19 protein-coding genes are annotated in these 25,874 nt (G+C 58.7%); 9 read left to right on the top strand and 10 right to left on the bottom strand.

Features of this window, described 5'->3' with window-relative positions; translation table 11 throughout:
* Positions 1–104 precede the first annotated feature (104 nt).
* Both H9S92_RS14265 and H9S92_RS14260 read right to left on the bottom strand, forming a co-directional pair.
* Positions 105–1,058 (bottom strand): DUF368 domain-containing protein, encoded by a 954-nt coding sequence (locus H9S92_RS14265; protein ID WP_187467373.1) that lies wholly within the window; start codon positions 1,056–1,058, stop codon positions 105–107.
* Positions 1,059–1,134: 76 nt separating this feature from the next.
* Positions 1,135–1,614: a hypothetical protein gene (locus H9S92_RS14260; RefSeq protein WP_187467372.1), complete on the bottom strand. Its 480-nt coding sequence runs from the start codon at positions 1,612–1,614 to the stop codon at positions 1,135–1,137.
* Between the two features lie 126 nt (positions 1,615–1,740).
* On the opposite strand from H9S92_RS14260, the gene recN reads away from it, so the two are divergent.
* Positions 1,741–3,402 (top strand): DNA repair protein RecN, encoded by a 1,662-nt coding sequence (gene recN, locus H9S92_RS14255; protein ID WP_187467371.1) that lies wholly within the window; start codon positions 1,741–1,743, stop codon positions 3,400–3,402.
* 89 nt (positions 3,403–3,491) lie between these two features.
* On the opposite strand, the gene H9S92_RS14250 is transcribed toward recN, so the two are convergent.
* Entirely contained in the window at positions 3,492–4,073 is a 582-nt protein-coding gene (locus tag H9S92_RS14250) for a hypothetical protein (RefSeq protein ID WP_187467370.1), read from the bottom strand.
* 294 nt (positions 4,074–4,367) lie between these two features.
* On the opposite strand from H9S92_RS14250, the gene carB reads away from it, so the two are divergent.
* The 4 genes from carB (at position 4,368) to H9S92_RS14230 (ending at position 11,905) form a co-directional block, all read left to right on the top strand.
* Positions 4,368–7,205: a carbamoyl-phosphate synthase large subunit gene (gene carB / locus H9S92_RS14245; RefSeq protein ID WP_187467369.1), complete on the top strand. Its 2,838-nt coding sequence runs from the start codon at positions 4,368–4,370 to the stop codon at positions 7,203–7,205.
* Between the two features lie 219 nt (positions 7,206–7,424).
* Complete coding sequence (locus H9S92_RS14240) at positions 7,425–9,449, top strand: bifunctional riboflavin kinase/FAD synthetase (RefSeq protein ID WP_187467368.1); 2,025 nt, start codon at positions 7,425–7,427, stop codon at positions 9,447–9,449.
* A 99-nt stretch (positions 9,450–9,548) separates the two neighbouring features.
* Positions 9,549–10,604: a sugar phosphate isomerase/epimerase family protein gene (locus H9S92_RS14235; RefSeq protein WP_187467367.1), complete on the top strand. Its 1,056-nt coding sequence runs from the start codon at positions 9,549–9,551 to the stop codon at positions 10,602–10,604.
* Positions 10,604–11,905: a hypothetical protein gene (locus H9S92_RS14230; protein ID WP_187467366.1), complete on the top strand. Its 1,302-nt coding sequence runs from the start codon at positions 10,604–10,606 to the stop codon at positions 11,903–11,905. Before H9S92_RS14235 ends, H9S92_RS14230 begins: the two co-directional genes overlap by 1 nt.
* 20 nt (positions 11,906–11,925) lie before the next feature.
* On the opposite strand, the gene H9S92_RS14225 is transcribed toward H9S92_RS14230, so the two are convergent.
* The gene (locus H9S92_RS14225) at positions 11,926–12,387 is read right to left on the bottom strand and encodes a MarR family winged helix-turn-helix transcriptional regulator (protein ID WP_187467365.1); all 462 of its coding nucleotides are present in this window, start codon (positions 12,385–12,387) and stop codon (positions 11,926–11,928) included.
* Between the two features lie 283 nt (positions 12,388–12,670).
* Between H9S92_RS14225 and proC the strand changes: the two genes are divergently transcribed.
* Positions 12,671–13,477, top strand: a complete 807-nt coding sequence (gene proC / locus H9S92_RS14220) for a pyrroline-5-carboxylate reductase (RefSeq protein ID WP_187467364.1) — start codon at positions 12,671–12,673, stop codon at positions 13,475–13,477.
* 74 nt (positions 13,478–13,551) lie between these two features.
* Positions 13,552–14,880, top strand: a complete 1,329-nt coding sequence (locus H9S92_RS14215) for an MATE family efflux transporter (RefSeq protein ID WP_187467363.1) — start codon at positions 13,552–13,554, stop codon at positions 14,878–14,880.
* A 185-nt stretch (positions 14,881–15,065) separates the two neighbouring features.
* Here the strand turns inward: H9S92_RS14215 and H9S92_RS14210 are convergent, their stop codons facing one another.
* Entirely contained in the window at positions 15,066–15,560 is a 495-nt protein-coding gene (locus tag H9S92_RS14210; RefSeq protein ID WP_246463878.1) for a ribonuclease H-like YkuK family protein, read from the bottom strand.
* A 526-nt stretch (positions 15,561–16,086) separates the two neighbouring features.
* On the opposite strand from H9S92_RS14210, the gene H9S92_RS14205 reads away from it, so the two are divergent.
* Positions 16,087–18,750, top strand: coding sequence for an AAA family ATPase (locus tag H9S92_RS14205; protein ID WP_187467362.1), 2,664 nt, complete (start codon positions 16,087–16,089; stop codon positions 18,748–18,750).
* Positions 18,751–19,077: 327 nt separating this feature from the next.
* On the opposite strand, the gene H9S92_RS14200 is transcribed toward H9S92_RS14205, so the two are convergent.
* From H9S92_RS14200 to H9S92_RS14190, 3 genes are all read right to left on the bottom strand, one after another.
* Positions 19,078–19,923 (bottom strand): hypothetical protein, encoded by an 846-nt coding sequence (locus H9S92_RS14200; RefSeq protein WP_187467361.1) that lies wholly within the window; start codon positions 19,921–19,923, stop codon positions 19,078–19,080.
* 151 nt (positions 19,924–20,074) lie between these two features.
* On the bottom strand, positions 20,075–21,178 hold the full coding sequence (locus tag H9S92_RS14195; protein ID WP_187467360.1) for an endonuclease/exonuclease/phosphatase family protein: 1,104 nt from the start codon (positions 21,176–21,178) through the stop codon (positions 20,075–20,077).
* An 83-nt stretch (positions 21,179–21,261) separates the two neighbouring features.
* Positions 21,262–22,488 (bottom strand): glycosyltransferase family 4 protein, encoded by a 1,227-nt coding sequence (locus H9S92_RS14190; protein ID WP_187467359.1) that lies wholly within the window; start codon positions 22,486–22,488, stop codon positions 21,262–21,264.
* Between the two features lie 322 nt (positions 22,489–22,810).
* On the opposite strand from H9S92_RS14190, the gene sucC reads away from it, so the two are divergent.
* Positions 22,811–24,013, top strand: coding sequence for an ADP-forming succinate--CoA ligase subunit beta (sucC, locus tag H9S92_RS14185; RefSeq protein WP_187467358.1), 1,203 nt, complete (start codon positions 22,811–22,813; stop codon positions 24,011–24,013).
* A 165-nt stretch (positions 24,014–24,178) separates the two neighbouring features.
* Here sucC and H9S92_RS14180 read toward each other — a convergent pair whose 3' ends face one another.
* Together H9S92_RS14180 and H9S92_RS14175 are read right to left on the bottom strand one after the other, a co-directional pair.
* A complete protein-coding gene (locus tag H9S92_RS14180) occupies positions 24,179–24,994 on the bottom strand; it encodes a 3-keto-disaccharide hydrolase (protein WP_187467357.1) in 816 nt (271 codons plus the stop codon).
* A 275-nt stretch (positions 24,995–25,269) separates the two neighbouring features.
* Positions 25,270–25,851, bottom strand: coding sequence for a Maf family protein (locus H9S92_RS14175; RefSeq protein WP_187467356.1), 582 nt, complete (start codon positions 25,849–25,851; stop codon positions 25,270–25,272).
* Positions 25,852–25,874: the final 23 nt, after the last annotated feature.

Below are 25,874 nucleotides of genomic sequence, written 5' to 3'. Positions count from 1 at the left end.
GCCCTCCCTTGCTCCCTGTCCGAACTCCCCCACTTCGGGGGGGATGGGGGGGGAGCACCTGCGGCCGCGCCCGGAACAAAAATGTGCTACCTGATGGACTTGCTTTAATCTTCGGTAATAACCTCATCAATGGCCTCACCGGCACCCGAAAGACGATCGAGCAAAAAGACCACCAGCAGACCAGCGACGAAGGCCACAATAACGGCCAGCACGAAGGGTTCGCCGCCCAGATAATTGGCGGGCAAAACCGTCTTTTCCAGCAAGGGGAGTTCCACGCCATCGCTATCGATACGGGTGGTGACGGCGTTGCGCCAGGGCCAGAGTTTGCCGAGGGAACCGAGCATAAAGCCCGTCAGCGTAGCCAGGGTCTGCTGGGGAAAAGTCTTGAACGTGTACGTCAGCACCCGGCTGAACAAGCCCAAACCCACCAAACAGCCCAGGGCAAAAACGCCCACGATGAGCAGCGCCCCGGCATCGCCCGAAGCGAGGTTGCGCACCGCCGAGAAGACCACGGTGTACATCCCCAACAGCAGCAAAATGAAGGAGCCGGAAATGCCCGGCAGAATCAGGGCCGAGATGGCAATCATTCCCGCCAGAAACACCAGGACGGGATTTGAACTTCCGGCCATAGGGTTGATGGTCGTCAGAAAGTACGCAAAGACCGCTCCGAGCAAGAGCAAGGCGATGGTGGTGAAATTCCAACGGTCAATCTGCCGCCCGACGTAGATGGCCGAACTGATGATGAGGCCGAAAAAGAAGGCCCACACTACCGGCGGGTAGGTGGCCAATAATTCCGTGATCGTAAACACGGCGATGCCCAGTCCAACGACCATCCCGGCGCCGAGTTGTAACAGAAATGCGCCGTCGGCCGCCCGCCACGCAGGCATCAGGCCGTCGTGTCGCAGGCTTCTCACCACCTCCGGCCCCAAAACCAGGCCAATGGCGCGCAGCAGCCGCTCGTAGATGCCGGTGATGAAGGCGATTGTCCCCCCACTCACGCCGGGGATGGCCTCGGCAACCCCCATGGCCATGCCTTTAAGAATCAGGGAAATTGACATAAGTAAGGGAGTAAGGGAATAAAGGAGTAAGGGAATAAGGGGGTAAGGGAATAAAGGAGGTAGGGAGTAGTAGCCCCTACTTTTGTTTTACTGCGGCGTACATCGCTTCAATCTCGGCTAGGCTTTGCGTAGCGTTGAAGCTGTTTTGAAAAACGTATTCCTGATCGCCCTGGTACACTATGTAGCGAAAGCCGTAGTAGGCCGTGGTGTCAATCCGGTTCTGGAAAACGAAGCCGTTGGGGTCTTCCCGGATGATGCTGCTGAAGTAGCGGTTATCGCGCACGAGCTCGAGTTGCTCGGATTTCAGGCGGGCCATATCGTTGGTCGGGGCCTGGCTGGCGAGGATCTGGAGAGAGAATTTATCGGCCGGGCTCTTAATCGTAACATCCTGCATGATGCCCGATAGGTTCTTGGCCACTACCTTGGCACTGTCCGGGGCGTGGATCTTCAAGGGGATGTTGTAGCGCGTCAGGTCGAGCTCGGGCCACTGCTGGGCGGGCTCTCCGGCGCAACCTGCGAGGCAGCAGCCAAGGCAAAACAATATTAAGGTACGCATGGGGGCGGGATTTCTGAATGGAGGCGCAAACTTAGCACGCGGCGGAGCAGGAATCGCTTTTTTCCGCCGAAAAAGGCCCAACTGTGCAGAACGTTTGTAAATTTGTCTTTTCCAACAAATAACAGCATGATCCAACGTTTGCAAATTCGCAACTACGCCATCATCGAAGAACTGCGCCTTGATTTTGCCGATGGGCTGAGCATCATCACCGGAGAAACGGGCGCGGGCAAATCGATCGTGCTGGGCGCGCTCAACCTCATTCTGGGGGGGCGGGCCGACACCAAGACGCTGTTCAACCCCGAGGAGAAGTGCGTCATCGAGGGCCGTTTCTCCCTGGCAGCTTACGACTTGCAGTCCTTTTTTGCGGAAAACGACCTGGATTACGACGAAGAGCTCATCATCCGCCGGGAAATCACGCCCTCCGGCAAAAGCCGCGCTTTCGTTAACGATACCCCCGCCAACCTGAAAGTGCTGCAAGACCTGGGTTCCACGCTGATCGACCTGCATCAGCAATTTGATACGCTCTACATCAATAACCCCACTTTCCAACTGGAACTGCTGGACGCCCTGGCCGGGCAGCGGGAAGCGGTGGTCAGCTACCGCAAGGCCTACGCCCAGTGGCAGGAGTTGCGCCGCCAACTCGCCCAACTCCACGAAGAGCAGGCCCGCGCCCGCCGGGAGCAGGAGTTTCTGGAGTTTCAGGTCAACGAATTCAACGAAGCGGCGCTGCTGCCCGACGAACAAGACGCCCTGGAAAGCGAGCGCCACCGCCTGAGCAACGCCGAGGAGATCAAGCAACTCACCTCCGGTGCCTTTCATTTTCTTTCCGAAGACGACAACGCCGTCACCGACCAGCTGGCCAGCATCGCCCTGCGGCTCTACCCGCTCGCGCACGGCGATGCCAAACTAAAGGTACTCTACGAACGCTTCGAAAGCCTCCGCCTGGAACTGGAAGAATTGGCCTCCGAGCTGGAAGCCTTCGGCGAAGACACCGAGGTGAGCCCCGAACGCCTCCAGGAAGTGGAAGACCGCCTGAGCCTCATCTACCGCTTGCAAGCGAAGCACGCGGTGAAGACCACCGAAGACCTGCTGCGCATCCAGGAGGAACTCTCCAGTCGGCTCGGCCAGTTTGCCGACCTGGACGAAGCCATCGCCAAACGCACGGCGGCAAAAGACAAACTTTTGCAGCAACTGCTCAAAGACGGTGCGGCCCTCCGCGCGGGCCGGCAGCGGGTGGCCCCCCAATTTGCGAAGTCGGTGCAGGAGCAGCTGGCCGACCTGAGCATGGAAAATGCCCAGCTCCAGGTTGATTTCCAGGCGCTGGAGAAGCCCGGCCCGTACGGCCTCGACGAGGTCCAGGTGCTCTTCAGTGCCAACAAGGGTGGGCGTTTGCAGTCCATCAAAACGGCCGCTTCGGGCGGCGAGATGAGCCGTTTGGCGCTGGTCACCAAGTCGCTGGTGGCTTCGGCGATGAAGCTGCCGACCTTGATTTTCGACGAAATTGACGCCGGAGTTTCGGGCGACGTAGCCCAGAAAATGGGGCGGATCCTGACCGACCTCAGCCGCCACCACCAGGTCGTCGTCATCACCCATAGCCCGCAAGTGGCCAGCCGCGCCGACCGCCACTACTTCGTGTACAAACAAGACAAGGAGGGCGTAGAGCGCACCATCACCCGCGTGCGCGAGCTCAACGCGGAGGAGCGTGTGCGGTCCATTGCCGTAATGCTCAGCCAGAATCCGCCGAGCGAGTCTGCGCTTACCAACGCCCGGGAACTCATCGAAGGCTGATTTTTTTTGCGGGGCGCGGCCGCAGGTGCTCCCCCCCCACCCCCCGAAAGGGGGAGTTAAGACGAGGAGCAGGGAAAGTCAGGGCCAGGTCATCCCCCACCCCATTCCCCGGGCAGTTTCAGCTTGACAGGGTCCGGAAATTTGGGCATGCGGCGCACGGCGGGGTCAACGTAGTCGGTCCGTTCCGCAGCGGTGAAGGTGCGAATTTCGTCGGTCAGCCGGTCGCGCAGGCGCAGCGTTTCGGCATTGAGGGTAAGGACGTCGTAGGTAATGAAAAAGTCGCGGCCGCGCAGGTAACGGCGGTGGACAAGTTTGTTGCCCATCATCCCGTCCACGCCGAAGGTGAGGGTATGGGCTGCGGTGTCGATCGTCCAGCGGCCGAGCAGGTGCTGGTAGGCACGCCCGTGGCTGGGGCCACCGTCTTCGTCGAAATTCCCTTCAGTGGTCAGGGTAAGGCGGTAGCCGTTGCGGGGGCCGGGGGTGCTTTCCAGCCAGTCGGGGGTGGTCAGCAGGCTGTCCCAGCGGGCCGCCAGGACCAGAGTATCAGGCGCGGGTGGAAGACTGTCCGGGTAGCTCGCAGCAACGAGGGTATCGGGCGTGAACTGGAGGCTATCCTGGGCGGAGAGCGGCAGTGCAGTGAGGCTGATGAAGAGGAGTAGTAGTGGACGCATTAATGGAAAGAATTAACCGTGGGGAAGACCATATATATACGGTTGTTGCGTGAAAAGGACACCTTTCGGATCGGTGTTTAAGCTAGGTTTAACGTTGGCGGTGGGGGCGTGCCCGGCTCCTTCAACTCCCCTGGCACCTGCGCCCGCGCCCGTCTCTTCTAACAGCCGCTCGGGGTAAAAATGATCGGGAGCGGGGGCAAGAAAAGTTCCGGACGTTGGAATTCCCCTGCGAAAGGCCCCAAAAAGCTGGCGGGGTGTTCTATCTTTGCGCGAATTTATACCCACCCCAAAGCCATGCCCCAGGATACCAGCATCAAATCAGTGCTCATCATCGGCTCCGGACCGATCATCATCGGCCAAGCTTGTGAATTTGATTACTCGGGAAGTCAGGCCAGCCGCAGCTTGCGGGAAGAAGGCGTTGAAGTGACCATCATCAACCCCAACCCGGCCACGATCATGACGGATCCCATGACGGCCGACCACGTTTACCTCCTGCCCCTGACGCCCGAATACGTGGAGCAGGTCCTGAAAGAGCAGCCACAGATCGACGCCGTTCTGCCTACGATGGGCGGGCAAACGGCGCTCAACCTGGCCATCGAGTGCGGCGAGCTGGGGATCTGGGAAAAGTACAACGTCCGCCTGATCGGGGTAGACCTGGAGGCCATCGACCTGGCCGAAAACCGGGAACTGTTCCGCCTGCACATGGAGAAACTGGGTTTGAAGTGTGCGCCGGCCATGATTGCCAACTCCTTCCTGGAGGGCATGGAAGCGGCCCAGGAAATTGGTTTCCCCCTCGTCATTCGCCCCAGCTATACTCTGGGCGGCTTCGGTGGCGGCTTCTGCCACAAGGAAGAAGACTATCCCGAAATGCTACGCCGCGGCCTCGACGCCAGCCCCACCCACGAGGTGCTGATCGATAAAGCGGTGCTGGGCTGGAAAGAATTCGAGCTGGAGTTGCTGCGCGATGCGGCCGATAACGTGGTCATCATCTGTACGGTCGAGAACTTCGACCCCATGGGCATCCACACGGGAGATTCCATCACCGTAGCGCCCGCCATGACGCTCAGCGACCGGGCCTACCAGGACATGCGGGACCAGGCGATTATCGCTATGCGCGGAATGGGCAACTTCGCAGGTGGTTGCAACATCCAATTCAGCCAAAACCCTGAAACGGAGGAGCTTATCGTCATTGAGATCAATCCCCGCGTCAGCCGTTCTTCGGCCCTCGCGTCGAAGGCTACGGGGTATCCCATTGCCAAAATTGCGGCCAAACTCGCCCTGGGCTACCGCCTGGATGAACTCAAAAACCAGATCACCGGCACCACCTCCGCTTTCTTCGAGCCTACGCTGGACTACGTGATCGTGAAAATTCCCCGCTGGAATTTCAACAAATTCCCGGGAGCCGACCACATCCTGGGCCTCCAGATGAAGTCGGTCGGCGAGGTCATGGGCATTGGCCGCAACTTTCTGGAAGCCCTCCAGAAGGCCTGCCAAAGCCTGGAAAATGGCCGGGCCGGCCTTGGTTCCGACATCAAGGAATGGATCAAGACCGACGACATCCTCCACCGCCTGGAGAACGTATCCGAAGACCGCATCTTCCGCCTCAAAGACGCCCTGCGACTGGGTGTCCCCCGCAAAACGGTACACAAACTCACCAAGATTGACCCCTGGTTCATCAACCAGATCAAGCGTTTGGTGGATTACGATCTCCAGGTACAGAAGTACAACGTACCGGAGGACATCCCCACCGACTTATTCCGGGAGCTCAAAGAAGTGGGCTACAGCGATTTGCAAATTGCCTACCTGCTGCGCGTCGACGAAGAAGCCGTGACCAAGCAACGCTACAAACTGGGCATTCGCCGGACCTACAAGATGGTTGATACCTGCGCTGCCGAGTTTGCCGCCAAGACGCCCTATTTCTATTCCACCTTCGACGGCGAGAACGAGAGTTTTGCCTCCGACCGGCGGAAAGTAATCGTCTTGGGTTCCGGCCCCAACCGCATTGGCCAGGGTATTGAATTTGACTACTGCTGCGTCCACGGCCTAAAGGCGGTACAGGAAGCCGGCTACGAAGCCATCATGGTCAACTGCAACCCGGAGACGGTATCGACGGACTTTGACCAGGCGGACAAACTCTACTTTGAGCCCGTATTCTGGGAACACATCCAGGAGATCATCGACCTGGAAAAGCCGGAGGGCGTCATTGTCCAGCTTGGTGGTCAGACGGCCCTGAAACTGGCCCAGGAGTTCCACCGTCGGGGCATCCCCGTCTTTGGCTCCAGCTACGAAAGCCTGGACCTGGCCGAAGACCGCGGCCGTTTTTCCGACCTGCTGAAGGAGCTCGACATCCCCTACCCCAACTACGGAACGGCCAAGGATGCCGACCAGGCCCTGGAGGTTGCCCACCGCGTCGGGTACCCGGTACTGGTGCGGCCCAGCTACGTGCTCGGCGGGCAGGACATGCGCATCGTCATCAACGACGACGAACTGGAGCGCCACGTACTGAGCATTTTCAAAAAAGACCCCAATATGGTGGTGCTGGTCGATCACTTCCTGGACCGCGCCAAAGAGGGTGAAGTAGACGCCATTTGCGACGGAGAGGAAGTCCACATCATGGGCATCATGGAACACATTGAGCCGGCGGGCATCCACTCCGGAGACTCCTCGGCGGTGCTGCCAACCTACTCCCTAAGCGTTGATGCGGTAGCGAAGATGCAGGAGTATACCGAAAAGCTGGCCTTTGCGCTCAAGACCAAGGGCCTGATCAACGTCCAGTTTGCCATCAAGACCGACAAGGCGACGGGCGAGGAGATCGTGTACGTCATCGAAGCCAACCCGCGGGCTTCGCGGACGACGCCCTTTATTGCCAAGGCCTACAAGGTGCCTTACCTCAACATTGCCACCAAGGTGATGCTGGGCACGCATAAGCTCAAAGACTTCCACATCAATCCCCAGCCCAGTGGCTTTGCCATCAAGGTTCCGGTGTTCAGCTTCAATAAATTCCCGAACGTAGACAAGCAGCTGGGGCCGGAGATGAAATCTACCGGAGAAACCATCCGCTTCGTCAAAGACATGACCGATCCTTTCTTCCGGGAGCTGGACCGCAACCGCTCGATGTACCTGACGCGTTAGCGGCGACTGGTGCTGCGACCAGCGTCCTCCGCCCGGCGGGTTGGGATAAGTGGCCGTTGGGGCTTACTCCTCCTGCGGTCTTGCCGCTGCGATTTTGCGGAGCTGGCCCTGGCGCGTTGACCCAAGCTTGTTTTTATCCTTACCTTGCACCTGCGTCAGCGCCCCTGAGTTTTTGGCCACCGTACGTGCAGCAATTAGCCCAGCCCCCTCCCGAAGCGAATGAAAATCCATTACGAGCTAGCCGAACTGCCCCGATTCCGCCGCGCAGTGGTCACGATTGGGAGTTTTGACGGCGTCCACCGGGGGCACCAGCAACTGCTCGCCCGCATCCGCCGCCTGGCCGAGCGCCGGGGGGGAGAGAGCATCGTCATTACTTTTGATCCTCATCCGCGTGCCGTTTTACAGCCGGAAGACAATAGCCTGCGGCTGCTGACCACAACGGTAGAGAAAGCCCGGTACTGCGCCGAGGCGGGCATTGACCACCTGGTGGTGATTCCCTTCACGGCCGCTTTCAGCCAGTTAACGCCGGAGGAATACATTGAAAATTTTCTGGTCCGGTACTTTCAGCCCGACCGCATCGTGATTGGCTACGACCACCGTTTCGGCAAAGACCGCAAGGGCGACCTGGCCTACCTGCGCCACCACGGCCGGGGCCACAAGTACGAGGTCATCGAAATTGATGCGCAGGAGGTCAACGACATCACCGTAAGCTCCACCAAGATCCGCCAGGCCCTGTTGGCGGGCGAGATCGGCACGGCCACGAGCCTGCTCGGACATCCTTATTTACTGACGGGCACGGTGGTCAGCGGAGCAAAAATTGGCCGCACCATCGGCTTCCCCACCGCCAATCTGGTGCCTTCCCACGACCAGAAGCTCATTCCCGCCGATGGCATTTATGCCGTGCGGGTCGGGTGGGATGGCCGCGAACTGGAGGGAATGCTCTATATCGGCCAACGGCCAGTGCTGCAAGACGGGCGCGGGCGGACCATTGAGCTGAACATTTTCGACTTCGCCGAAGAACTCTACGGAGAAATCCTCACGGTAAGTTTCCACGAACGCCTGCGGGGAGACATAACGCTGGAGGGCCTCGAAGCCCTCCGGGAGCAGCTGGAAAAAGACGAGGTTGCCGCCCGGCAGTCTCTGGCCCGCCTGGAAGAAAAAACCAGCACCGTACCGGGTCATACCCCGGCCACGGCCGTCGTCATCCTCAACTACAACGGACGGGCCTATCTGGAAAAATACCTGCCCGAGGTCTTGGCTAACCTGCCCGACTACGCGCGGGCGGTGGTGGCCGACAATTGCAGCACCGACGATTCCGTTGTCTGGCTGCGGGAGCAACATCCAGACCTTGAGCTGATCGAATTGCCGGAGAACTACGGTTTTGCGAACGGCTACAATGAGGCCTTGCGCCGGGTTAAGGCCGAGGTTTACGTATTGCTCAACAGCGACGTGCGCGTCACACCGGGGTGGATTGAGCGCATCATCCCCCTCTTTGAACGGCCGGACGTGGCGGCCATCCAACCCAAGATTCTGGCCGAAGGCGACCACGACGTCTTTGAGTACGCCGGAGCTGCGGGTGGTTACCTGGATTACCTGGGCTATCCCTTCTGCCGCGGCCGGCTATTCCACCACACGGAGCGCGACGAAGGGCAGTACGACGGGCAAAAGGAAATTTTCTGGGCCAGCGGGGCGGCTTTCTTTTGCCGGGCGGAGCTTTTCCACGCCCTGGGAGGTTTTGAGCCCGAGTACTTTGCCCACGCCGAAGAGATTGACCTGTGCTGGCGGATGAAGCGGGCGGGCTACCGCATTTTGGTGGAGCCCCGGTCGGTGGTCTACCACGTCGGGGGCGGCACCCTGTCGTACAACACGCCGCGCAAGACCTACCTCAACTTTCGCAACACGCTGTCCACCAGTTTTAAAAACGAGCCGCTGGGCCGCCTCCTGTGGTGGCTGCCCGTACGCCTGTTGCTGGATGGCCTGGCGGCGGTGCTGTTCCTCAGCCAGGGCAACGTGGCCCACATCGGCTCCATTTTGCGGGCGCACGGCCACTTCTACGGCCACTTCAGCATGTGGATCAAGCGGCGCCGGCAGCGCTCGGCCGAGATCGAAGCCGTCAGCATCGGCCTCGACCGCACTGAGATCGGGCGGATTGCCGATAGCATCATTCTGCACTACTATTTGCTGGGCCACCGCCGGTTTGCCGAAGTGGTGACCAAGCAGGTGCGGAGTTCGCGGGTAGAGTAATTTGCTCCGTTCCTCCCCCTTTTCCTATCTTGACGCCGCAATTGTTCAACCCCGGCAGCGGCAGCCGCCTGGCCTGCCCATACCTCCTAAAGTTTACGCATGAAGACCATTCAGGGACCCGCCATTTTTCTGGCCCAATTCATGGGCGACGAAGCCCCTTTCAACAACCTCGACGATATTTGCCGCTACATGGCCGGGTTGGGCTACAAGGGTATTCAGATTCCAACCTGGGACGCCCGCCTGATCGATCTCGAAAAAGCCGCCACTTCCAAGACCTACTGCGATGAGCTAAAAGGCCGCATTGCCGACCATGGCCTGACGATCACGGAACTGGCCAGCCACCTCCAGGGACAGCTGGTGGCCACCCACCCCGCCTACCAGAAAATGTACGAGGGCTTTGCCCCCCAAGCCGTGGCGGGCAACGCCCAGGCCACCCAGGAGTGGGCCACCCAACAGCTTAAGTGGAACGCCAAGGCCAGCCAAAACCTGGGCCTCACCGCCCACCCGACCTTCTCCGGTGCGCTCCTGTGGCCCTACCTCTACCCCTGGCCACAACGGCCCGCAGGACTGGTGGAGGAAGCCTTCGGTGAGCTGGCCAAACGCTGGAAGCCGATCCTGGATGCCTTCGATGAATGTGGCGTGGACGTCGGCTACGAACTCCACCCCGGCGAAGACCTCTTCGACGGCACCAGCTTCGAGCGCTTCGTAGCGGCCGTGGACGGCCACCCCCGCGCCCAGATCAACTACGACCCCAGCCACTTTGTCCTCCAGTGCCTCGATTACCTGTCTTTTATCGACATCTACCACGAGCGCATCTGCGCCTTCCACGTCAAAGACGCTGAATTCAACCCCAGCGGTCGCCAGGGCGTCTACTCCGGCTACGCAGGATGGACGGAACGGGCCGGGCGCTTCCGCAGCCTCGGCGACGGGCAGGTGGACTTCAAGGCCATTTTCTCCAAGCTCAGCCAGTACAACTACGGCGGCTGGGCGGTCCTGGAGTGGGAATGTGCCATCAAATCCAGTGCCCAGGGCGCGGCCGAAGGGGCTCCTTTCATCAGCAGTCACCTCATTGAGGTTACCGAACGCGCATTCGATGATTTTGCCGACGCCGGTACGGACGCTGCTACGAACCGTAAAATCCTCGGTTTGAGCTGATGGCGCAATTCCTTTCCGCCGGGCGGAGCCAAAAACTTAGCGGCCATCTCCTGAAACTGCGGTGGTGGGCGCTCTTGCCCCTCTTGCTCGGTGGTTGTGGAGAGCGGGTTGCAACGCAAGCAGCACCGCAGTGCTATCGGTTGCCAGCGGGTACCCACCTGCCCGATTTTGGGGAGGGGAATGAACGTCTTTTCCTTTCCGTCCTGCAAGCGGCAAAGGAGCAGGCCGATACTTTGCAACTGTTCGAGGTAGCGCCCGAGGGCCTGCAGAAAGTGCAGGATCTGGCGAGCGGTACCGACTGGTTCATCAACTGGGCGGATCACCCCGGCGTGGCCTTTTACGGGGCGGACGAATACTTTTTTCACTGGCGGCGCTACTCCGGCGCGGGTACTTACGATTACGACATCCATTACGGCGTGGGCGCATTGGCGGGTCCGTCGGCCCTGCTGCGGGGAAAATTGCACGGCGATACGGTCCGGGCCGAGCACGGCTTTTTGTCGGCAGCACCCTTGCCAGACGGTGATTTACAGTTGGCCTGGCTGGACGGGCGCTTCACCAAATTGGGTACGGGCGCGGCCGCAGGTGCAGGGTCAGCGGACAAGGAGCAAAGTGAAGACCACGCCCACGGCGGAGCAATGACGCTGCGGGCCAGGACTTTGACCGACAGTGGAAGTGTAGCGCTGGATAATCGTGTCTGTGACTGTTGCAACACCGCCACGGCCGCCAGTCGGGACCTGGTAATGGTGGCCTACCGCGACCGCTCCGAACACGAAATCCGGGACATCGCCTACGTCACCCGCCCCACCACAGCCCCTGGCGACTGGTCCACCCCCAAGCTGGTGGCGGCCGATAACTGGGAAATTAAGGGTTGCCCTGTCAATGGCCCGGCCCTGGGAGCCAATGCGGCGGGTCAATTTGCCATCGCCTGGTATACGGGAGCGGAGGACAATCCCCGGATTCAGTTTGCCCGGTATGAACCTGCGGCGGGTCGTTTTGGCTTACCTACAGTGCTCGATGCGGCCAACCCGCTGGGCCGCCTGGATTTGCGCCTGGAAGAAGATGGCACGGCCTACGTGACGGCCCTGTGCACTTCCCAGCAAGCAGATGCGGCCCAACTTACCCTTTTTACAGTCAGTAGCAGCGGCGAAGTACGGCGGCAGATCCTGGCCGAGACCTCGGCAGCGCGGGGATCAGGCTTCCCAAAGCTGGCGCGGTTGGGGGAGCATTTGTTTTGGGCACGGACGGTGCTTGCCCCCACCAAAGGCGAGCAGTACGTAGAAGTTTGTTACCAGAAGCAATAAATAGAGGATTGAAGCTTCCCTTAGGCCCCTCCCCGCAGTTTGTCGAGGAGTTTGCTCAACTGATCGGCTTCCTCGTTGGTCAGGTTTTCAAAGTGATTCAGGCGGGCCTGTTCTACCGCACGGCTGGCCTTTTCGATGAGCTCCAGGCCTGCTTTGGTGATGACGATGTCCACCCGGCGGCGGTCTTCGGAGCACTCTTCGCGGATCACCAGGCCCTTGTCCTTCAGTTTATCGACCAGCCGGCTGGCGTTGCTCATCTTATCGAGCATGCGCTGGGTAAGCAGCTTGATGGTGACGGGGTTGCTGCCCCGGCCCCGCAATATGCGCAGGATGTTGAACTGCTGCAGGCTGATGCCAAAGGGTTTCAGCTGACGGTTGGTGACTTGGTTAAGCACCGCTGCGGTATAAATTATATTGACCTGAGCGCGGTGACCAGGTGAAGAAAATTTTGGCTGCTGGATGGCTTCCTCAATAGTTGGCATAGTCTCAAAAGGGTCTTGATTTAAAATAACTTTCTTCAAAGGCGCTGCGGAGAGCAATGAGCAAAGTAAGCACAACTTCCGTGGAAACACCGGAACAGCTCCCGTTGGAAAGAAAATTTAGGGCGTAAATGTTTTCACCCTTACCCGATTTTTGCAAATATATCGGCTTGTTTTCATACCCGGCGTTGTAAAACGAGCAGGTTTTCGGTGTGTCCAATCGGTGAGGAGGGCAGTTGGCCGCGAGGTGGTTGCTTATGTTTGCAGCGATTTAAACGATTGACCAATGAAAATTCTCGTAATTGGCGGAGGAAATATGGGCAAAACTTATGCCCGCAGCCTCCTGCGTGCCCACCTGGTGCAGCCCGAGGACCTGATGATTCTGGAGCGCAGCCCGGAGCAGGCCGAAGTACTGCGGGCCGAGAACATGGGCGTAGTCCACACCAACCCTGGGGAGTGCCTCTCCGTGGCCGACCTGATCATCCTGGCGGTCAAGCCGCAGGACAGTGCCCAACTGTTTGAAACCCTGCGTCCGTCAACTGACCCGCAGCAAGTGTACCTCTCCATCATGGCGGGGGTAACCATTGCTTCGATTCAACGGGGGCTGGGGGTGGAAAAAGTCATCCGGGCCATGCCGAACCTGCCCGCCCAGATTGGTTTGGGCATGACCAGCTACACGGCCTCCGAAGCCGTTACCCGCATTGAGCTGGTGCTGGTGCAGAACCTGCTCAATACCACGGGCAAAGCCATTTACGTGGACAATGAATACGCCATCGATGCCACTACGGCCATCTCCGGCAGTGGCCCGGCCTACGTCCTCTACTTTATGGAAGCCATGATTGAGGCCGCCCAGGAAATGGGCTTCAACGCCAGCCAGGCAGAACTCCTGGTGGCCCAGACCTTCCGGGGGGCGGTTGAGTTGCAAATGAAAAACGACTTGAGTTGCGCGGAGTGGATTCGCCGCGTCTCCAGCAAGGGGGGCACTACCGAGGCGGCCATGCAAACCTTCCGGGCCACCAGTGTTTTTGAAGACATCAAAAACGGTGCCCGCGCCGCCTTAGACCGTGCCATCGAATTGGGCAAAGTAGATTAGGCCCACGAGGCCCCGGGCGCAGCAGCAAAGAAAAATTCCGCCCGCTGACGGCCACTATTCTATCTTCGCGGGCAGTGAAGCTGACTACCTCATACCGCGATATCTGGAAGGTGTCCCTCCCGATCATCATCGGCAGTGCCGCCCAGAACGTGGTGGCGATGACGGATAGCGTTTTCCTTTACTACAAAGGAGAAGAGGACTTCGCGGCCATTGGCTTCGTGTCCACTTTTTACATCATTGTGGCGGCCATCGGCTTCGGTTTCAGCCGCGGCGGGCAGATCCTGATGGCCCGCCGCTCGGGGCAAAAACAGCCGGGTACGGTAGGCCGGACTTTCTACAGTACGGTCTATTTTGAGTTGGTGCTGGCCGCCCTGCTTTTCTTGTTCATGACTTACGGTTCCTACTGGTTGTTTGCCAGCCTGGTGGATTCGGACATCATTTTCTACAAGTCTTTAGAGTACCTGGAGACCCGCAAATGGGGGGTATTTGCCAGCTATCTGGGCGTAGCCTGCATTGCCTTGTATACGGGTATTGCGCGCCCCACCTTCATTATCGTGGACACCTTCATCCTGGCCATTACCAATATTTTTCTGGATCGGGCGCTGATTTTCGGCATGTACGGTTTTCCAGAAATGGGAATTGCGGGTGCCGGCCTGGCCAGCACCATCGCCGAATACGTGGCCCTGCTGGTGTTCCTGGTGTACATGGCCTTTGACAAAAAGAACCGGATCTACAACATATTTAAATTGCCGAAGTGGGATCCGGCCATCATCAAAGACATCATTGGCATTTCGGTGCCCATTGTAGCCATGTCGGTCGTAGGCCTCGGCAGTGCTTTCGTGTTTTTCGGCCTCGTCGATAACTTCGGGGAACGGGCCCTGGCCGTCACCAACATCGTACGGATCGTTTACCTGATTCTTTCGGTACCTGCCTGGGGCTTTTGTACGGGCATCAATACCATGGCCAGCTATTTCGTCGGGGCAGGCAAACCACACAAGGTCAAGACCGTGCTCTGGAAGACTTCCCTGCTCTGCCTGGTCATTACCACCGTGCTGATTATGCCCTTGCTCATTTTTCCTACCCAGGTGCTCTACCCTATCCTGGGCGATGAGCGCGCCTACCTGATTGAGGCCGCCTACCCCGTTTTTTGGGTGCTTTGGGGGATTTTGACCACTTTTAGCTTCGGCAGCATCTTCTTCAACGGTTTGATCGGGGCGGGAGAAACGGGCCTGGCCCTGGGCATGCAATTCGCCTGTGCGATAGGGTACGTGATACTGATTTTTGTGGTGGTGCGCGTACCGTGGGGGACGATGGTCTGGGCCTGGTCCGTTGAAATGCTTTACTGGATCGCCCTTTTTATCCTTTCGCTCATTTTCTTCCGCCGGCCGCGCTGGCGGAGTTAGGGAGTAAGGGCGTCCTGGTTTACAGTCCGATTACCCATGCCTATGGAGAATTGCTCCTGCTGGCCCAGGCAAGGCACCAACCGGAATAACTCCGGATGGAGGATGCGCAGCACCCGGAATCCGGGGGTGCTCCCAAACGAGGATGCACCACACCCGGAATCCGGGGCAAGCCCTCCGGAGGCCCACTAGCATACCTTATCCGCACAGGCCGAACTGGCGAACGCATCGGGCTTGGCCTTGAAGGCAAAGCCCATCCCCAGAATGTAACCCATGGCCTCGGTCAGGGCCGTATTGGATTTGAAGTGGGGGTCGGTATTGATGTCGGCGTGGACTTCCAGTTCCACCTTGTGCTCGTCCAGGAGATTACAAAGGGCGTAAGCGATTTCCACCGACCGGGCGACCTCCAAAATCATGCGTTCGCGAATGCTCATGTCTTGTTCGCTCTTGTAATTGGCGATGAACATGAAGCCGCCCTTCTTTTCGCGGAGGAAAACGATGACGGTGGCAAACTCCGTAACCGAGCCCCGGACCTGGCTATCAGTCCCGATGCAAACCTTGAGGCGGTGGCCCGCTTCCCGCTCTTTGATGAGGGTTTGGCGGACGGCTTCGACGACGGGGACTTCGAGTTTGCGGCCGTCGTAGCGCCGCCATTTCATCTCCGTCAACGTAGGTACATTCATAGTTGAAAGGTTCTGGTTCGCCAAAGTAACCCAAAGTGAGCAAATTAAAGTTGCGCATCAGGGCATTTACAAAAATTTAATGCGGGGTTTACCCGCTGCCGAAGGGGCTGCACGGGTAGCTCCTTCCCCTGCTGCCCCCCGTTAAGGCTGGGTTGAAGCTGCCCTCCACGCAGGTTCATCTCTGCGGGTGGGGGACCGTCGTGGCCGGGAGTCCGGGGGGCTTATCCGACTTCCCCGGCACCTGCGTTGAGCGCCCAAATCGGAATGTCAGTAGGACGCCAAAAAAAAATCTGCCCGTGCCGCAACCAATTTTCACCCGCTCGGTTAGGTTCGCATCCGTCAAATCTGGCCCCGGCGGAACCAGCCGGAGCCAAGTTTAGATAGGTGGTTTTAGGGCGCGTCAGGTATTTACTGACGCGCCTTCTTTGTTCCCGGAGCCAGCAAGTGCCAATCACTTTGTACCCCGTTCGCACATTCCCCCGCGATTACTTGCACGGAAGCATAATTAATATTTTCTTTACTCTCCATGCAGACTGGCCAAGACCAAATCGCCGAACACCTTCCCTTTAAATTCAAAGAGCTGAAGGTCTATAATTCCACAGAGTACCTGTGGGAAAACGTGAAAAAATACCGGCAGGTGTTTGACCGCAACGAGACGGCCTACATCTACACGGAACTCTCGCTCTACAACAAAAATTTTGATCTCGCCGACTGGTCGCTGCGCGTCGATCTCAAGTGCTTTAAGGTGGAAGAGAAGTCGAAAACCGACATCTGCACCCTCACCATTGAGCGGGAAATCAGTAAGTTCGACCACGTCGTTTACCTGCGGGAAGGCTGGGGCAACCAGAAAAAGGGCACCTTTTGGAAACAGGGGACCTACTACTGGGAAGCCTACCTGGACGGCAAAAAACTGGGGAGTAAATACTTTTACGTCATTGAGGCCACCGACGAAATACCGGAGGAACTGGAAGACGATTGGAACATCCGGGAGTCCGTCGATAACTACCTGCACCTCCAGAGTGCCCGCCTCTACGAAGGCCCTTACGACGACGTGCTAGAAGACGACCGGGTGTACCTCAAGGAGTTCTCCGTCAAAGAAACCCGCTACATCTACGTTGAACTAACGTTCAAAAACCTCCAGCCCAGCAATGACTGGCACCTGGAGCTGTTCACCAAGTTTCACAACCGGGCCCGCGATCTGAAGGGGCAGATCATCCGCCTGCAACAGATCAAAGCCGGCCAGGAAATCATCAAAATCACGGCAGGCTGGGGTGCGGCCAACCCCAATCTTTGGCGCATTGATGCCTATTCGGCCGACATTGTCTTCCTCGATAAGCTGGTGGCCACCATTCCGTTTTTGGTCGACGACGAAGCCCTGCCCGGCAACCCACCCGTGTTCCTGCCCGGAGATGACAGCACCCTGGTCCTGGCCCCGCCGAACCACGAAGTCACCGAAAGCTTCGAGACCATCATGGGCCGGCTCGAAGCACTTACCGGTTTGCACCAGGTCAAACAGCAAATTAAAGAACACGCCATTTACATCCGCTTTCTCCAGATGCGGCAGCGGCGCGGGTTCCCGATGGACCAGGGCATTGAGGTCCACTCCGTCTTTAGCGGGAATCCGGGGACGGGAAAAACCACCGTAGCCCGGATGATGGGGCAGCTCTACCGCAAAATGGGTCTACTCTCCAGCGGCCACACCGTGGTGGCCGACCGCGTTGACCTGGTCGGGGAATACATCGGCCAAACCGCACCCAAAACCCGTGAGGTGATTGACCGTGCCCGCGGCGGCGTACTGTTCATCGACGAGGCCTACGCGCTGGCCCGCAGCAACGACGATGGCAAAGACTTCGGGCGCGAAGTGATCGAAATCCTGGTCAAGGAAATGTCCAGCGGAACGGGAGACATCGCCATCATCGTGGCGGGTTACCCCGATGAAATGAAGCGTTTCTTAGACAGCAACTCCGGCCTCAAATCGCGCTTCAAGCACCACTACGATTTCCGCGACTTCGTACCCCAGGAGCTCAGCGCCATTGCCGACTATGCCGCCGAGCAGATCGGCGTGCAACTGTCCGTACGCGCCAAGGCGAAAATCGATGAAGTGATCATCAAAGCTTTCCGGGAACGGGATAAAGCCTTTGGCAACGCCCGCTTCGTCCACGACCTGGTGGAGAAAGCCAAGATCCAGATGGCCCTGCGCATCATGGAAAATGAAGCAGGAGTAACCGAGTTAGACAAAGACGAGATCAGTACCATCCGGCTCGAGGACGTAGAAAGAATCAACGGCATCAGCAAGCCCCAACGGCCGGCCATCCCCATCAACGAGGTTTTGCTGGAAGAAACGTTGGCGGAACTGGACGGCCTCATCGGGATGGAAAACGTCAAAATCCAGCTGCGTGAACTCGTCAGCCTGGTTCGCTACTACCGCCAGAATGGCCGCGATGTACTCAACGCTTTCCACCTCCATACCGTCTTGATCGGCAATCCCGGCACGGGCAAAACCACCGTGGCCCGCATCCTGGCCATGCTCTACAACGCGCTCGGCATCCTCGAACGCGGGCACATCGTGGAAACCGACCGGCAGGGCATGGTGGCAGGCTACGTGGGGCAAACGGCGGAAAAGACGGCCAAGAAAGTAGAGGAAGCCATTGGCGGCGTACTCTTCATCGACGAAGCCTACGCCCTGAGCCAGAAAGGCACCCACCAGGGAGACTTCGGCGAAGAAGCCATCCAGACTTTGCTCAAGCGGATGGAAGACCGGCGGGGAGAGTTTTTCGTCTGCGTCGCCGGCTACCCCGATAATATGGACGTATTCCTCAAGGCCAACCCCGGCCTGAGCAGCCGCTTTGATAAAATCCTGCGGTTCGAAGATTACGAGCCCGCCCAACTGACGGCCATCGCCGAACGCATCCTGGCCGAACGGAAAGTACAGATCAGCCCCGCAGCCCTGAAGCACCTGGACGATTACCTGGCCTTCCTCTACAAGTACCGCGACGCCTACTTCGGCAATGCCCGCTCCGTCCGGCAGATCGTGGTCGATATCATCCGCCGCCACGACCTGCGCCTGGCCGAAGAAGGCGTCGCCCTGGAAGACAACAGCAAGCCTACCCGCCTGCTCAAGGCCGACGTGGAACACCTCAAGCTGGATACCAAAGAGCTCTCCATCCAGCGCAAGCGCATCGGCTTTTAGGCCAACGCGGATCCGGACCTCCGGTCTGGCTGGTTTTTAGCCCATGGAGTTGCATGGAGTTCATGGAGTGTTTGGTCCGCGCAAGGTATTGTCGCGGCTTTAGCCCGACCCTCCCTTCTGCCCACGGAGTTTTGCTGCGCAGTATTTCATGCTCCTGGAGTGTTTGGTCCGCGCAAGGTATTGTCGCGGCTTTAGCCCGACCCTCCCTTCTGCCCACGGAGTTTTGCTGCGCAGTATTTCATGCTCATGGAGTGTTTGGTCCGTGCAAGGTATTGTCGCGGCTTTAGCCCGACCCTCCCCTTCTGCCCTTTCCGGCTTTTGTACAGCTTAAAAATCGTCAAAAATCCGGTCGGGGATGTCTTTACTGGCGCTGATGTCGGTCAGCTGAAAGCGGCCGCTGCGGTCGCCGGAAAGCAGGATGCCCTGGTGGGGCAGGTAGCCTTTCCAAGGGGTTTCGATGGCGGGCTCCGTATCGGCGGCGTTGCGGAAAAACTGCCAGGTATTGATGCGGAAGCTGACCTTATCAACGAACAGGCGGTAGCGGTTGCCGGGAGTATCGCCGACGCCGGCAAAGGTTTGGTCAATCACGTAGCTGGGCCGCTTGGCCTGGGGGTCGAGGCGTACTTCCTCCACCAGCTTCAGGGTGACACCAGCGTCTTTGAGCTTGAACTGCTGGACGAGCCAGTAACTGTCATTGATGAACATGGAATTGGCTTCCTGGAGGTACTTGGCCAGGGTATCGGGTTGCACAATCTCGTCGCCCAGCTTCCGCACTTTCCCGCTCAGGGGCGTGGTGCTGTAGTCCAGGAGGTAGACCATATTTTTCTGGGGTACTTCAATCCGGACGCGGCTGTTTTGCTTGTCCCAGTGCAGGGTGCGGGCCCCGAAAAAATTCCAGCGCAGGTAATTCACCGCGTCGTAGGCTGCGCGGCCCCCGTGAAAGTGTACGATGCTATCGGCGATCTTGATGGCCTGGGGGTTGGAATTGGCCGCATCAAAACCCGGCGCGGCGGGGTTGGGGCTTTCTTCCCCGGAAAGCATCACGGGTTCCAGCGTGATGCGCTTGCTCTCCAGGGTATCCGTTCCGGCCGTAGAGGCGTTGGCCGTTTCAGTCGATTGGTTGCAGGCCAAGAGTACGCAGGCCAGGAAAAAACATAGTACGCTCAGTTTCATCTTCGATGGTTTTTGCCCGCGCCGGGGGGCGCAGGAAGTGCAAAGGTAGGGTGCCGTCGGTTCTTATCTTATGGCGCGGCCGCAGGTGCCGGGGCAGGAACGCCCCCCAACCCCCACCGGGGGAGCAGCAAGGTGGGTCGGGGGCCGGCGTCTAATTGCTGTCCAGCAACTCCACTTCGAGGTAAACCGGGTGGTGGTCGCTGAACATAAACTCCTGATCAATGCCCCGCACACTGCGAATCCGCAGGTTGGGACTGACAACAAAAAAGTCGATGACTGATTTCAGGCTCCGGTGCGCATCGTAGGGGGCGTCGCTTTCCCGGACGGTAGCCGTAGCGGGGTCGTAGGCGTACTTCCAGCCCGGCGGCAGGTAATCGAAGGCGAGGGCTTTGGGCAGTTCGATCTGTTCCACGGTAGGGTTAAGGCTGAACCAGTTGAAGCCGGGCGGCAGCTGGTTCCAATCGCCGCCAATGACGACGTAATGTCCCGCCGCGTAATCGGCCAGCGCCAGTTCCCGCAGCGCCCCGATCTGCTGGTGGCGGATGGATCCGTCCTTATCGTAGGCCGAAAGGTGAATGTTGTACACGGCCAGCATCTTGCCCGCGTTGCCCACGGGATAAAGCTGGCGCAGCGCACAACGGTCGAGGTGAAACAAGCGGCTCGGCCAGGGAAATTCCCCCGGCAACTGGACGCGCTCCGCGCTGGCGGCGGGGTAGCGTGCGGCAGAAACCAGGCCGCTTACCACGTAGCCGTAATGGTCCCATGGCTGAAACAGGGGCAGGGGCACCCGCTGGCTTTGGAAATTGGGCGCGAAGGCGACGAAGTAGCCAGGCAGCGCCAGCCGGGCGTTGGCCACCTGGTTGGTGTAGTGGCTGCGGCGGGCGGCGGTGTCCACCTCCTGAAGCAGGTAGAAGTCGCTGGCGTTTGCTTTCAGGGTGGCTTCTTGTCCAAAAACGTTGGCCGCTACGCGCGCTTTAGCCATGCGCACCGTGCCCGGCTTGGTCCAGAAGAAATCGCCTTTGTTGTAGAAGAAAAAATCCTGGTCCCCGATCCCGCCGTAGCCCACGTTCCAGGTAACGAAGCGGAGCACGGAGTCCTGGATGCCAGCAGGTGCCCCCGCTGCGGGTGCGGTGACGGGCAGGCTTTGGGTCCCCTTTGGTGTCCAGTCGGTAAAGGTGCCAAACAGCAGGATACCTACGACGTAAAGAAGGAGGAGCCCCAGGAGCCCGGCCGAAATTTTGAGGAAGCTGCGCATGGGCCAAAGGTACGGCAATCGGCTTAGGTCGGTACTTTCCAGAACTTAGGAGAAGGCCGTGGTGCAATCCACCGGGCAGGGGCTCACCCGATGGTCTCCACCTCTTCGCGGCTGACGAGGGCGGCGTAGCGATCGAGCAAGCGCTGGGCCAGAACGCGGCGGTCGTACTTCTTCTGGAAGCAAGTCACGGCAGCGCGGCCGATGCGTTCCAGCTTGCGGCCCCGGAGCAGACATTCGCTGAGCACTTCGACGAACTGGCCAGCCGTGTCGGCAATGAAAAGATCACGGCGGTGTTTGGCGCTGATGCCTTCCAGGCCAACGGAGGTAGAGATGACGACGCGGCCCAAAGACATGGCTTCCAGAATCTTGGCCCGCATTCCGCCGCCACTGAGCAAGGGCACGATGCTGATGCTGTGGGCGGCTACGAAGTCGCAGCTGCTTTCCACCTCGCCGTGGATGATGACGTTCTTCATGCGCAATGCCTGGAGGGAAGGAGGCATATTGCGGCCGGCAATGTGGAACTCCAGCTCCGGGAAACGGCGGTGGACCTGCGGCCAGACGTCGTTCAGGAACCACTGCAGCCCTTCGAGGTTGGGCAGCCAATCGAGGGAACCGATGAAGTGGAGGCTGAGGGGCTTGCTGTAACTGTCGTAGCGGGGCTCTCCGCAAACGGTATCCAGGCCAATGGGCAAGACCATGCTTTCGCCCCGGAAGCCGAGGGCCTTGAAGTGCCGCTCGTCGCGGCCGGTGATGGGCAGCAGCAGATCGTACTGGTTAAGTTGTTGCCGCTCGTATTCGGCCAGCTGCCGGGTGAGGTGGCGCAGGTACCAGCGTTTGGGGGCAAAGCGGATGTTTTCGCTGCAGCGTTCCCAGATTTCGTGTTCCACGTTGTGGGAGCGCATGACCACCTGGGCTTCGGAGTGCTTGCGGATGGTGGGAATGTAGGGAGCGAGGTAGAGGGTTTCGAGCTGTACCACGTCGAAGGTCTCCTCCATCAACCAGCGGGCGAGGGCGGAGTGGTAGTCGGGCAAATCGAAGCGACTGATGTGGTAGGAAGTTCCCCGGACGAGGTTGTGCGCAGCGTCGAACAGGCCCAGTTCGTTGTTGACGCTCACGGTGCGCACTTCGCGGTAGTGGCTCATCTTATCGGGGAGTACCTGGCCGGCGAAAAAGTGCTTGCTGGTATTCATGGCCAGCAGGCTTACCTCACAACCCAGCTCGCTCAAACTCTTGCTGAGGCCGTGAATGGCCTGGCTTTCGCCATCCTTGAGTGGGTAGGGGAATTTCTTGGTCAGTAGTAGGATCTTCATACACTTGGTTGGGCGCTCAAATGCCACCCACGGGGGTGCGCTCTCGGGATGTAGACACAAAGGTGATGATAAACGTGGCCTGTGGGTGGAAGATTCTCCGGGAATGCGAAAGTTTGTCAGGCACCTTGCTCATTGTCCTGTCTCCCCCCTTTGGGGGGCCGGGGGGGAGCACCTGCGTCCGCGCCCCAATACACAACGGAAAAATGGTTACGCTACACCTGGTGCGGCGAGGGCAGAAGCGCAAAATCCGACAGATTAGTGCCCGGAGGCTTCAATTTCCGTGCGGGCTCCTTACCTTCGCCCAAATTCACAACCCCAGCGCATGAACCTCCACGAATACCAGGGAAAATCCATTCTTGTCAAGTACGGCGTCCCGATCCAGAACGGATACGCCGCCGATACCGTTGAAGAAGCCATGACCAGCTACGATCGGCTGGCCCAGGAAACCGGATCCGGATTCGCCGTTATCAAAGCCCAGATTCACGCCGGTGGCCGCGGCAAAGGTGGTGGGGTGAAACTGGCCAAGAACCGCGCAGAAGCGGAGCAGTACATCAATGCCATCCTGGGGATGCAGCTAAAAACCCCCCAAACCCCCGGCGGGATGGAAGGGCCCGGCAAGCAAGTAAACAAAATTCTCATTGCCGAAGACGCCTACGCCCCCGATTTTTCGGCCAACAAAGAATACTACGTCTCCATTCTGATGGACCGCCAGAAGCAGCGCAACGTCATCATCCACTCTACCCAGGGGGGCATGGACATTGAGCAGGTGGCCGAGGAGACGCCCGAACTGGTGCACAAAACCTACATTGACCCCGAGTTGGGCATGCAAGGCTTCGACGCCCGCGAGGTGGCTTTCAACCTGGGCCTGGAAGGCACGGCGTTTAAGAACATGACCAAGTTCATCACCAACCTCTACCGCGCTTACCTCGGTGCCGACGCCAGCCTGATCGAGATCAACCCCTGTTTGCATACGGGCGACGACCGGATTGTGGCTGTCGACTGCAAATTCAGCCTTGACGGCAACGCCCTGTACCGCCACCCCGAGCTCGCCGAGATGCGCGATACGACCGAGGAAGACCCCACGGAGGTGGAAGCCCAGAGCTATGGCCTCAACTACGTTAACCTCGACGGCAACGTCGGTTGTATGGTCAACGGCGCAGGCCTGGCCATGGCGACCATGGACATCATCAAGCTCTCCGGCGGCGAACCCGCCAACTTCCTCGACGTAGGAGGTACCGCCGACGCCGCCCGCGTGGAAAAAGCTTTCCGCATCATCCTGCGTGACCCCAAAGTGGAGGCCATCCTGATCAACATCTTCGGCGGCATCGTCCGCTGTGATCGCGTCGCCCAGGGCGTAGTCGATGCCTACAACAACATCGGCGACATTAAGGTGCCCATCATCGTCCGCCTGCAAGGCACCAATGCCGACATTGCCAAGGAGCTGATCGACAACTCCGGCCTGAACGTGCGGTCCGCCATTGCTTTGCAGGATGCGGCTGATGCGGTGAAGGCGGTGTTGGCTTAGGGCTGGTTTGGGTGGCTGATGCAGTAGGATTTTTGGGAAAACCAAATTTTATTTCGTCAGTATGCCTTTTTAAACCAATAGTGGAGAAATTTCCCCTGATTTTTGCAAGGTAGTAAACTCAAAATGGTTAAACTGAGAATTGCTGCTCGCTGAAAAGCTTTTTGCTTAGCGCAACTCCAGCAACTGGATATTCCGGAAGTCAATCGGGTGGCTCTCCGCCTGTAGCGCGATGTATCCCGTAGGGAGTTTCTGCCCGTTTTTCTCCACCCAGCTGGCGGACAGTCCGAAGGCCTCCACTTCTTGGGTCATATCCAGGGAGGCCACCAGGGGTTGTTGGAAAGAAAGCACCGTGTCTCCTTCAATGAGAAAGTGCATCGATTCACCGCCGTTGACGATGGCTTCGGCTTTCACCCAGCGGTCGCCGTCGTAGGTTCGGGAGGAGGAGCTGATGCAGTGTTGGTAGTTGATGGTGTCGCCCATCATGACGGCGGTGCCGGGGGTGCAGACGTTGCCGGTGGTGCGGGCTTCGCCGTTGCTGAGGCCACCGAGCAGTTGGAGTTCGATGGAGACGGGGAAATCCTGGTCAAATTCATTGCTGGCCGCCGACTGAGAATGCAGCATCACGCCACTGTTGCGCACGTTCCAGGTTGCTCCGCCGGGCGTCTGCTCGCCGGTAAAGCGGTACTCAAAGCGCAGGCGGTAATTGCTGTACGGCTGCTCGTAGTAAATATGGCCGTATTCGTTGCGGAAGCTGTCGTACTCGGCATATTTGATGCGCAGCATGCCGTCCTCTACGGCGAAGGTGTTCAGGTAATTCTCACCCAGCTCGCGGCCCGACATTTTGATGGTCCAGCCCGTCAGGTCTTGCCCGTTGAACAGGTCTTGCCAATTTTCGGTGGGTGGGGCGGCTTCCGGGGTATCGGCGTTGCCACAGGCAGTGAGGAGAACGAGGGCGATGGCGAGGGAGGCGAGGTATTGCATGAGTGAATGGGTGGATGAGTGAATGGCTGCCGCATTTGACAGGCTGCCGCATTGGATTAGCTGCCGCATATCTTTAGATTCCGTAAGCCTGTGGTGGGCGAATTTGGACGCTTGGAAATGCAATGTCACCAAATTTGAAGAAACTGCTTCAAAAACATTCACTTATTTTAGGAGTGATACACCCTCCTGGTCATTTGGCAAGCGCAGTTACCTTTCCAGTGCATTAGCATGTCCCGTGCGGTAGCCATTCACGCATTCGCTCATTCGCCCATTCTCTACTTCCACTTCAAAAGCCGTTCGTACACCAGGTCTACCGGCAGGCCCATGATGTTGGGGTAAGTGCCTTCGATCCGGGAGATTTTGGCCAGCCCCACCCATTCCTGGATGGCGTAGGCACCTGCTTTATCGTAAGGCTGGCAGTGGTCTACGTACCAGGTGATTTCTGCGTCGGTCATGTCGTTAAAGGTCACGTAGCTGATGCCGCTAAAAACTTCCTTCCTGCGGGCGTCCAGCAGGCAGCAGCCGGTGACTACAGTGTGGGTACGCCCTGCCAAGCGCCGCAAGGTGGAAATGGCTTCGTCCCGGTCGGCTGGTTTACCATAGATCAGGCTGTCGAGGATGACCACGCTGTCCGCCGTCAGGAGTACCTCGTCATCGTGCTGCAACAGGTGGCGCGCGCCTTCCGCCTTGAGTTCGGCAAGATACGGTGCTACCTCCAGTACCGGCGTTTCCGGGGGATAGACCTCTTCCGTATCGGCGGTACGCACCACGAAGGGAATGCCCGCCTGCTCCAGGAGGTAGGCGCGGCGGGGGGATTGGGAGGCGAGGACTAATGAAAGGTCGGGAAGTAATTGCATAGTTGGAAATCAGTAAAAAATGG

The organism is Neolewinella lacunae (assembly GCF_014349155.1).
In the GTDB taxonomy this organism is placed as follows: domain Bacteria; phylum Bacteroidota; class Bacteroidia; order Chitinophagales; family Saprospiraceae; genus Neolewinella; species Neolewinella lacunae.
The sequence above is the reverse complement of the archived record's forward strand: the minus strand, read 5'-3'. Positions and strand labels throughout refer to the sequence as shown.

Bases quoted from the DNA above. Each gene is read 5' to 3' on its own strand.
- H9S92_RS14180 (WP_187467357.1), bottom strand. From the start codon at position 24,994: ATGCAATACCTCGCCTCCCTCGCCATCGCCCTCGTTCTCCTCACTGCC.
- H9S92_RS14260 (WP_187467372.1), bottom strand. From the start codon at position 1,614: ATGCGTACCTTAATATTGTTTTGCCTTGGCTGCTGCCTCGCAGGTTGC.
- H9S92_RS14190 (WP_187467359.1), bottom strand. From the start codon at position 22,488: ATGAAGATCCTACTACTGACCAAGAAATTCCCCTACCCACTCAAGGAT.
- H9S92_RS14175 (WP_187467356.1), bottom strand. From the start codon at position 25,851: ATGCAATTACTTCCCGACCTTTCATTAGTCCTCGCCTCCCAATCCCCC.
- proC (WP_187467364.1), top strand. From the start codon at position 12,671: ATGAAAATTCTCGTAATTGGCGGAGGAAATATGGGCAAAACTTATGCC.
- recN (WP_187467371.1), top strand. From the start codon at position 1,741: ATGATCCAACGTTTGCAAATTCGCAACTACGCCATCATCGAAGAACTG.
- H9S92_RS14225 (WP_187467365.1), bottom strand. From the start codon at position 12,387: ATGCCAACTATTGAGGAAGCCATCCAGCAGCCAAAATTTTCTTCACCT.
- H9S92_RS14265 (WP_187467373.1), bottom strand. From the start codon at position 1,058: ATGTCAATTTCCCTGATTCTTAAAGGCATGGCCATGGGGGTTGCCGAG.
- H9S92_RS14230 (WP_187467366.1), top strand. From the start codon at position 10,604: ATGGCGCAATTCCTTTCCGCCGGGCGGAGCCAAAAACTTAGCGGCCAT.
- H9S92_RS14195 (WP_187467360.1), bottom strand. From the start codon at position 21,178: ATGCGCAGCTTCCTCAAAATTTCGGCCGGGCTCCTGGGGCTCCTCCTT.
- H9S92_RS14240 (WP_187467368.1), top strand. From the start codon at position 7,425: ATGAAAATCCATTACGAGCTAGCCGAACTGCCCCGATTCCGCCGCGCA.
- H9S92_RS14205 (WP_187467362.1), top strand. From the start codon at position 16,087: ATGCAGACTGGCCAAGACCAAATCGCCGAACACCTTCCCTTTAAATTC.
- carB (WP_187467369.1), top strand. From the start codon at position 4,368: ATGCCCCAGGATACCAGCATCAAATCAGTGCTCATCATCGGCTCCGGA.
- sucC (WP_187467358.1), top strand. From the start codon at position 22,811: ATGAACCTCCACGAATACCAGGGAAAATCCATTCTTGTCAAGTACGGC.
- H9S92_RS14200 (WP_187467361.1), bottom strand. From the start codon at position 19,923: ATGAAACTGAGCGTACTATGTTTTTTCCTGGCCTGCGTACTCTTGGCC.
- H9S92_RS14235 (WP_187467367.1), top strand. From the start codon at position 9,549: ATGAAGACCATTCAGGGACCCGCCATTTTTCTGGCCCAATTCATGGGC.
- H9S92_RS14250 (WP_187467370.1), bottom strand. From the start codon at position 4,073: ATGCGTCCACTACTACTCCTCTTCATCAGCCTCACTGCACTGCCGCTC.
- H9S92_RS14210 (WP_246463878.1), bottom strand. From the start codon at position 15,560: ATGAATGTACCTACGTTGACGGAGATGAAATGGCGGCGCTACGACGGC.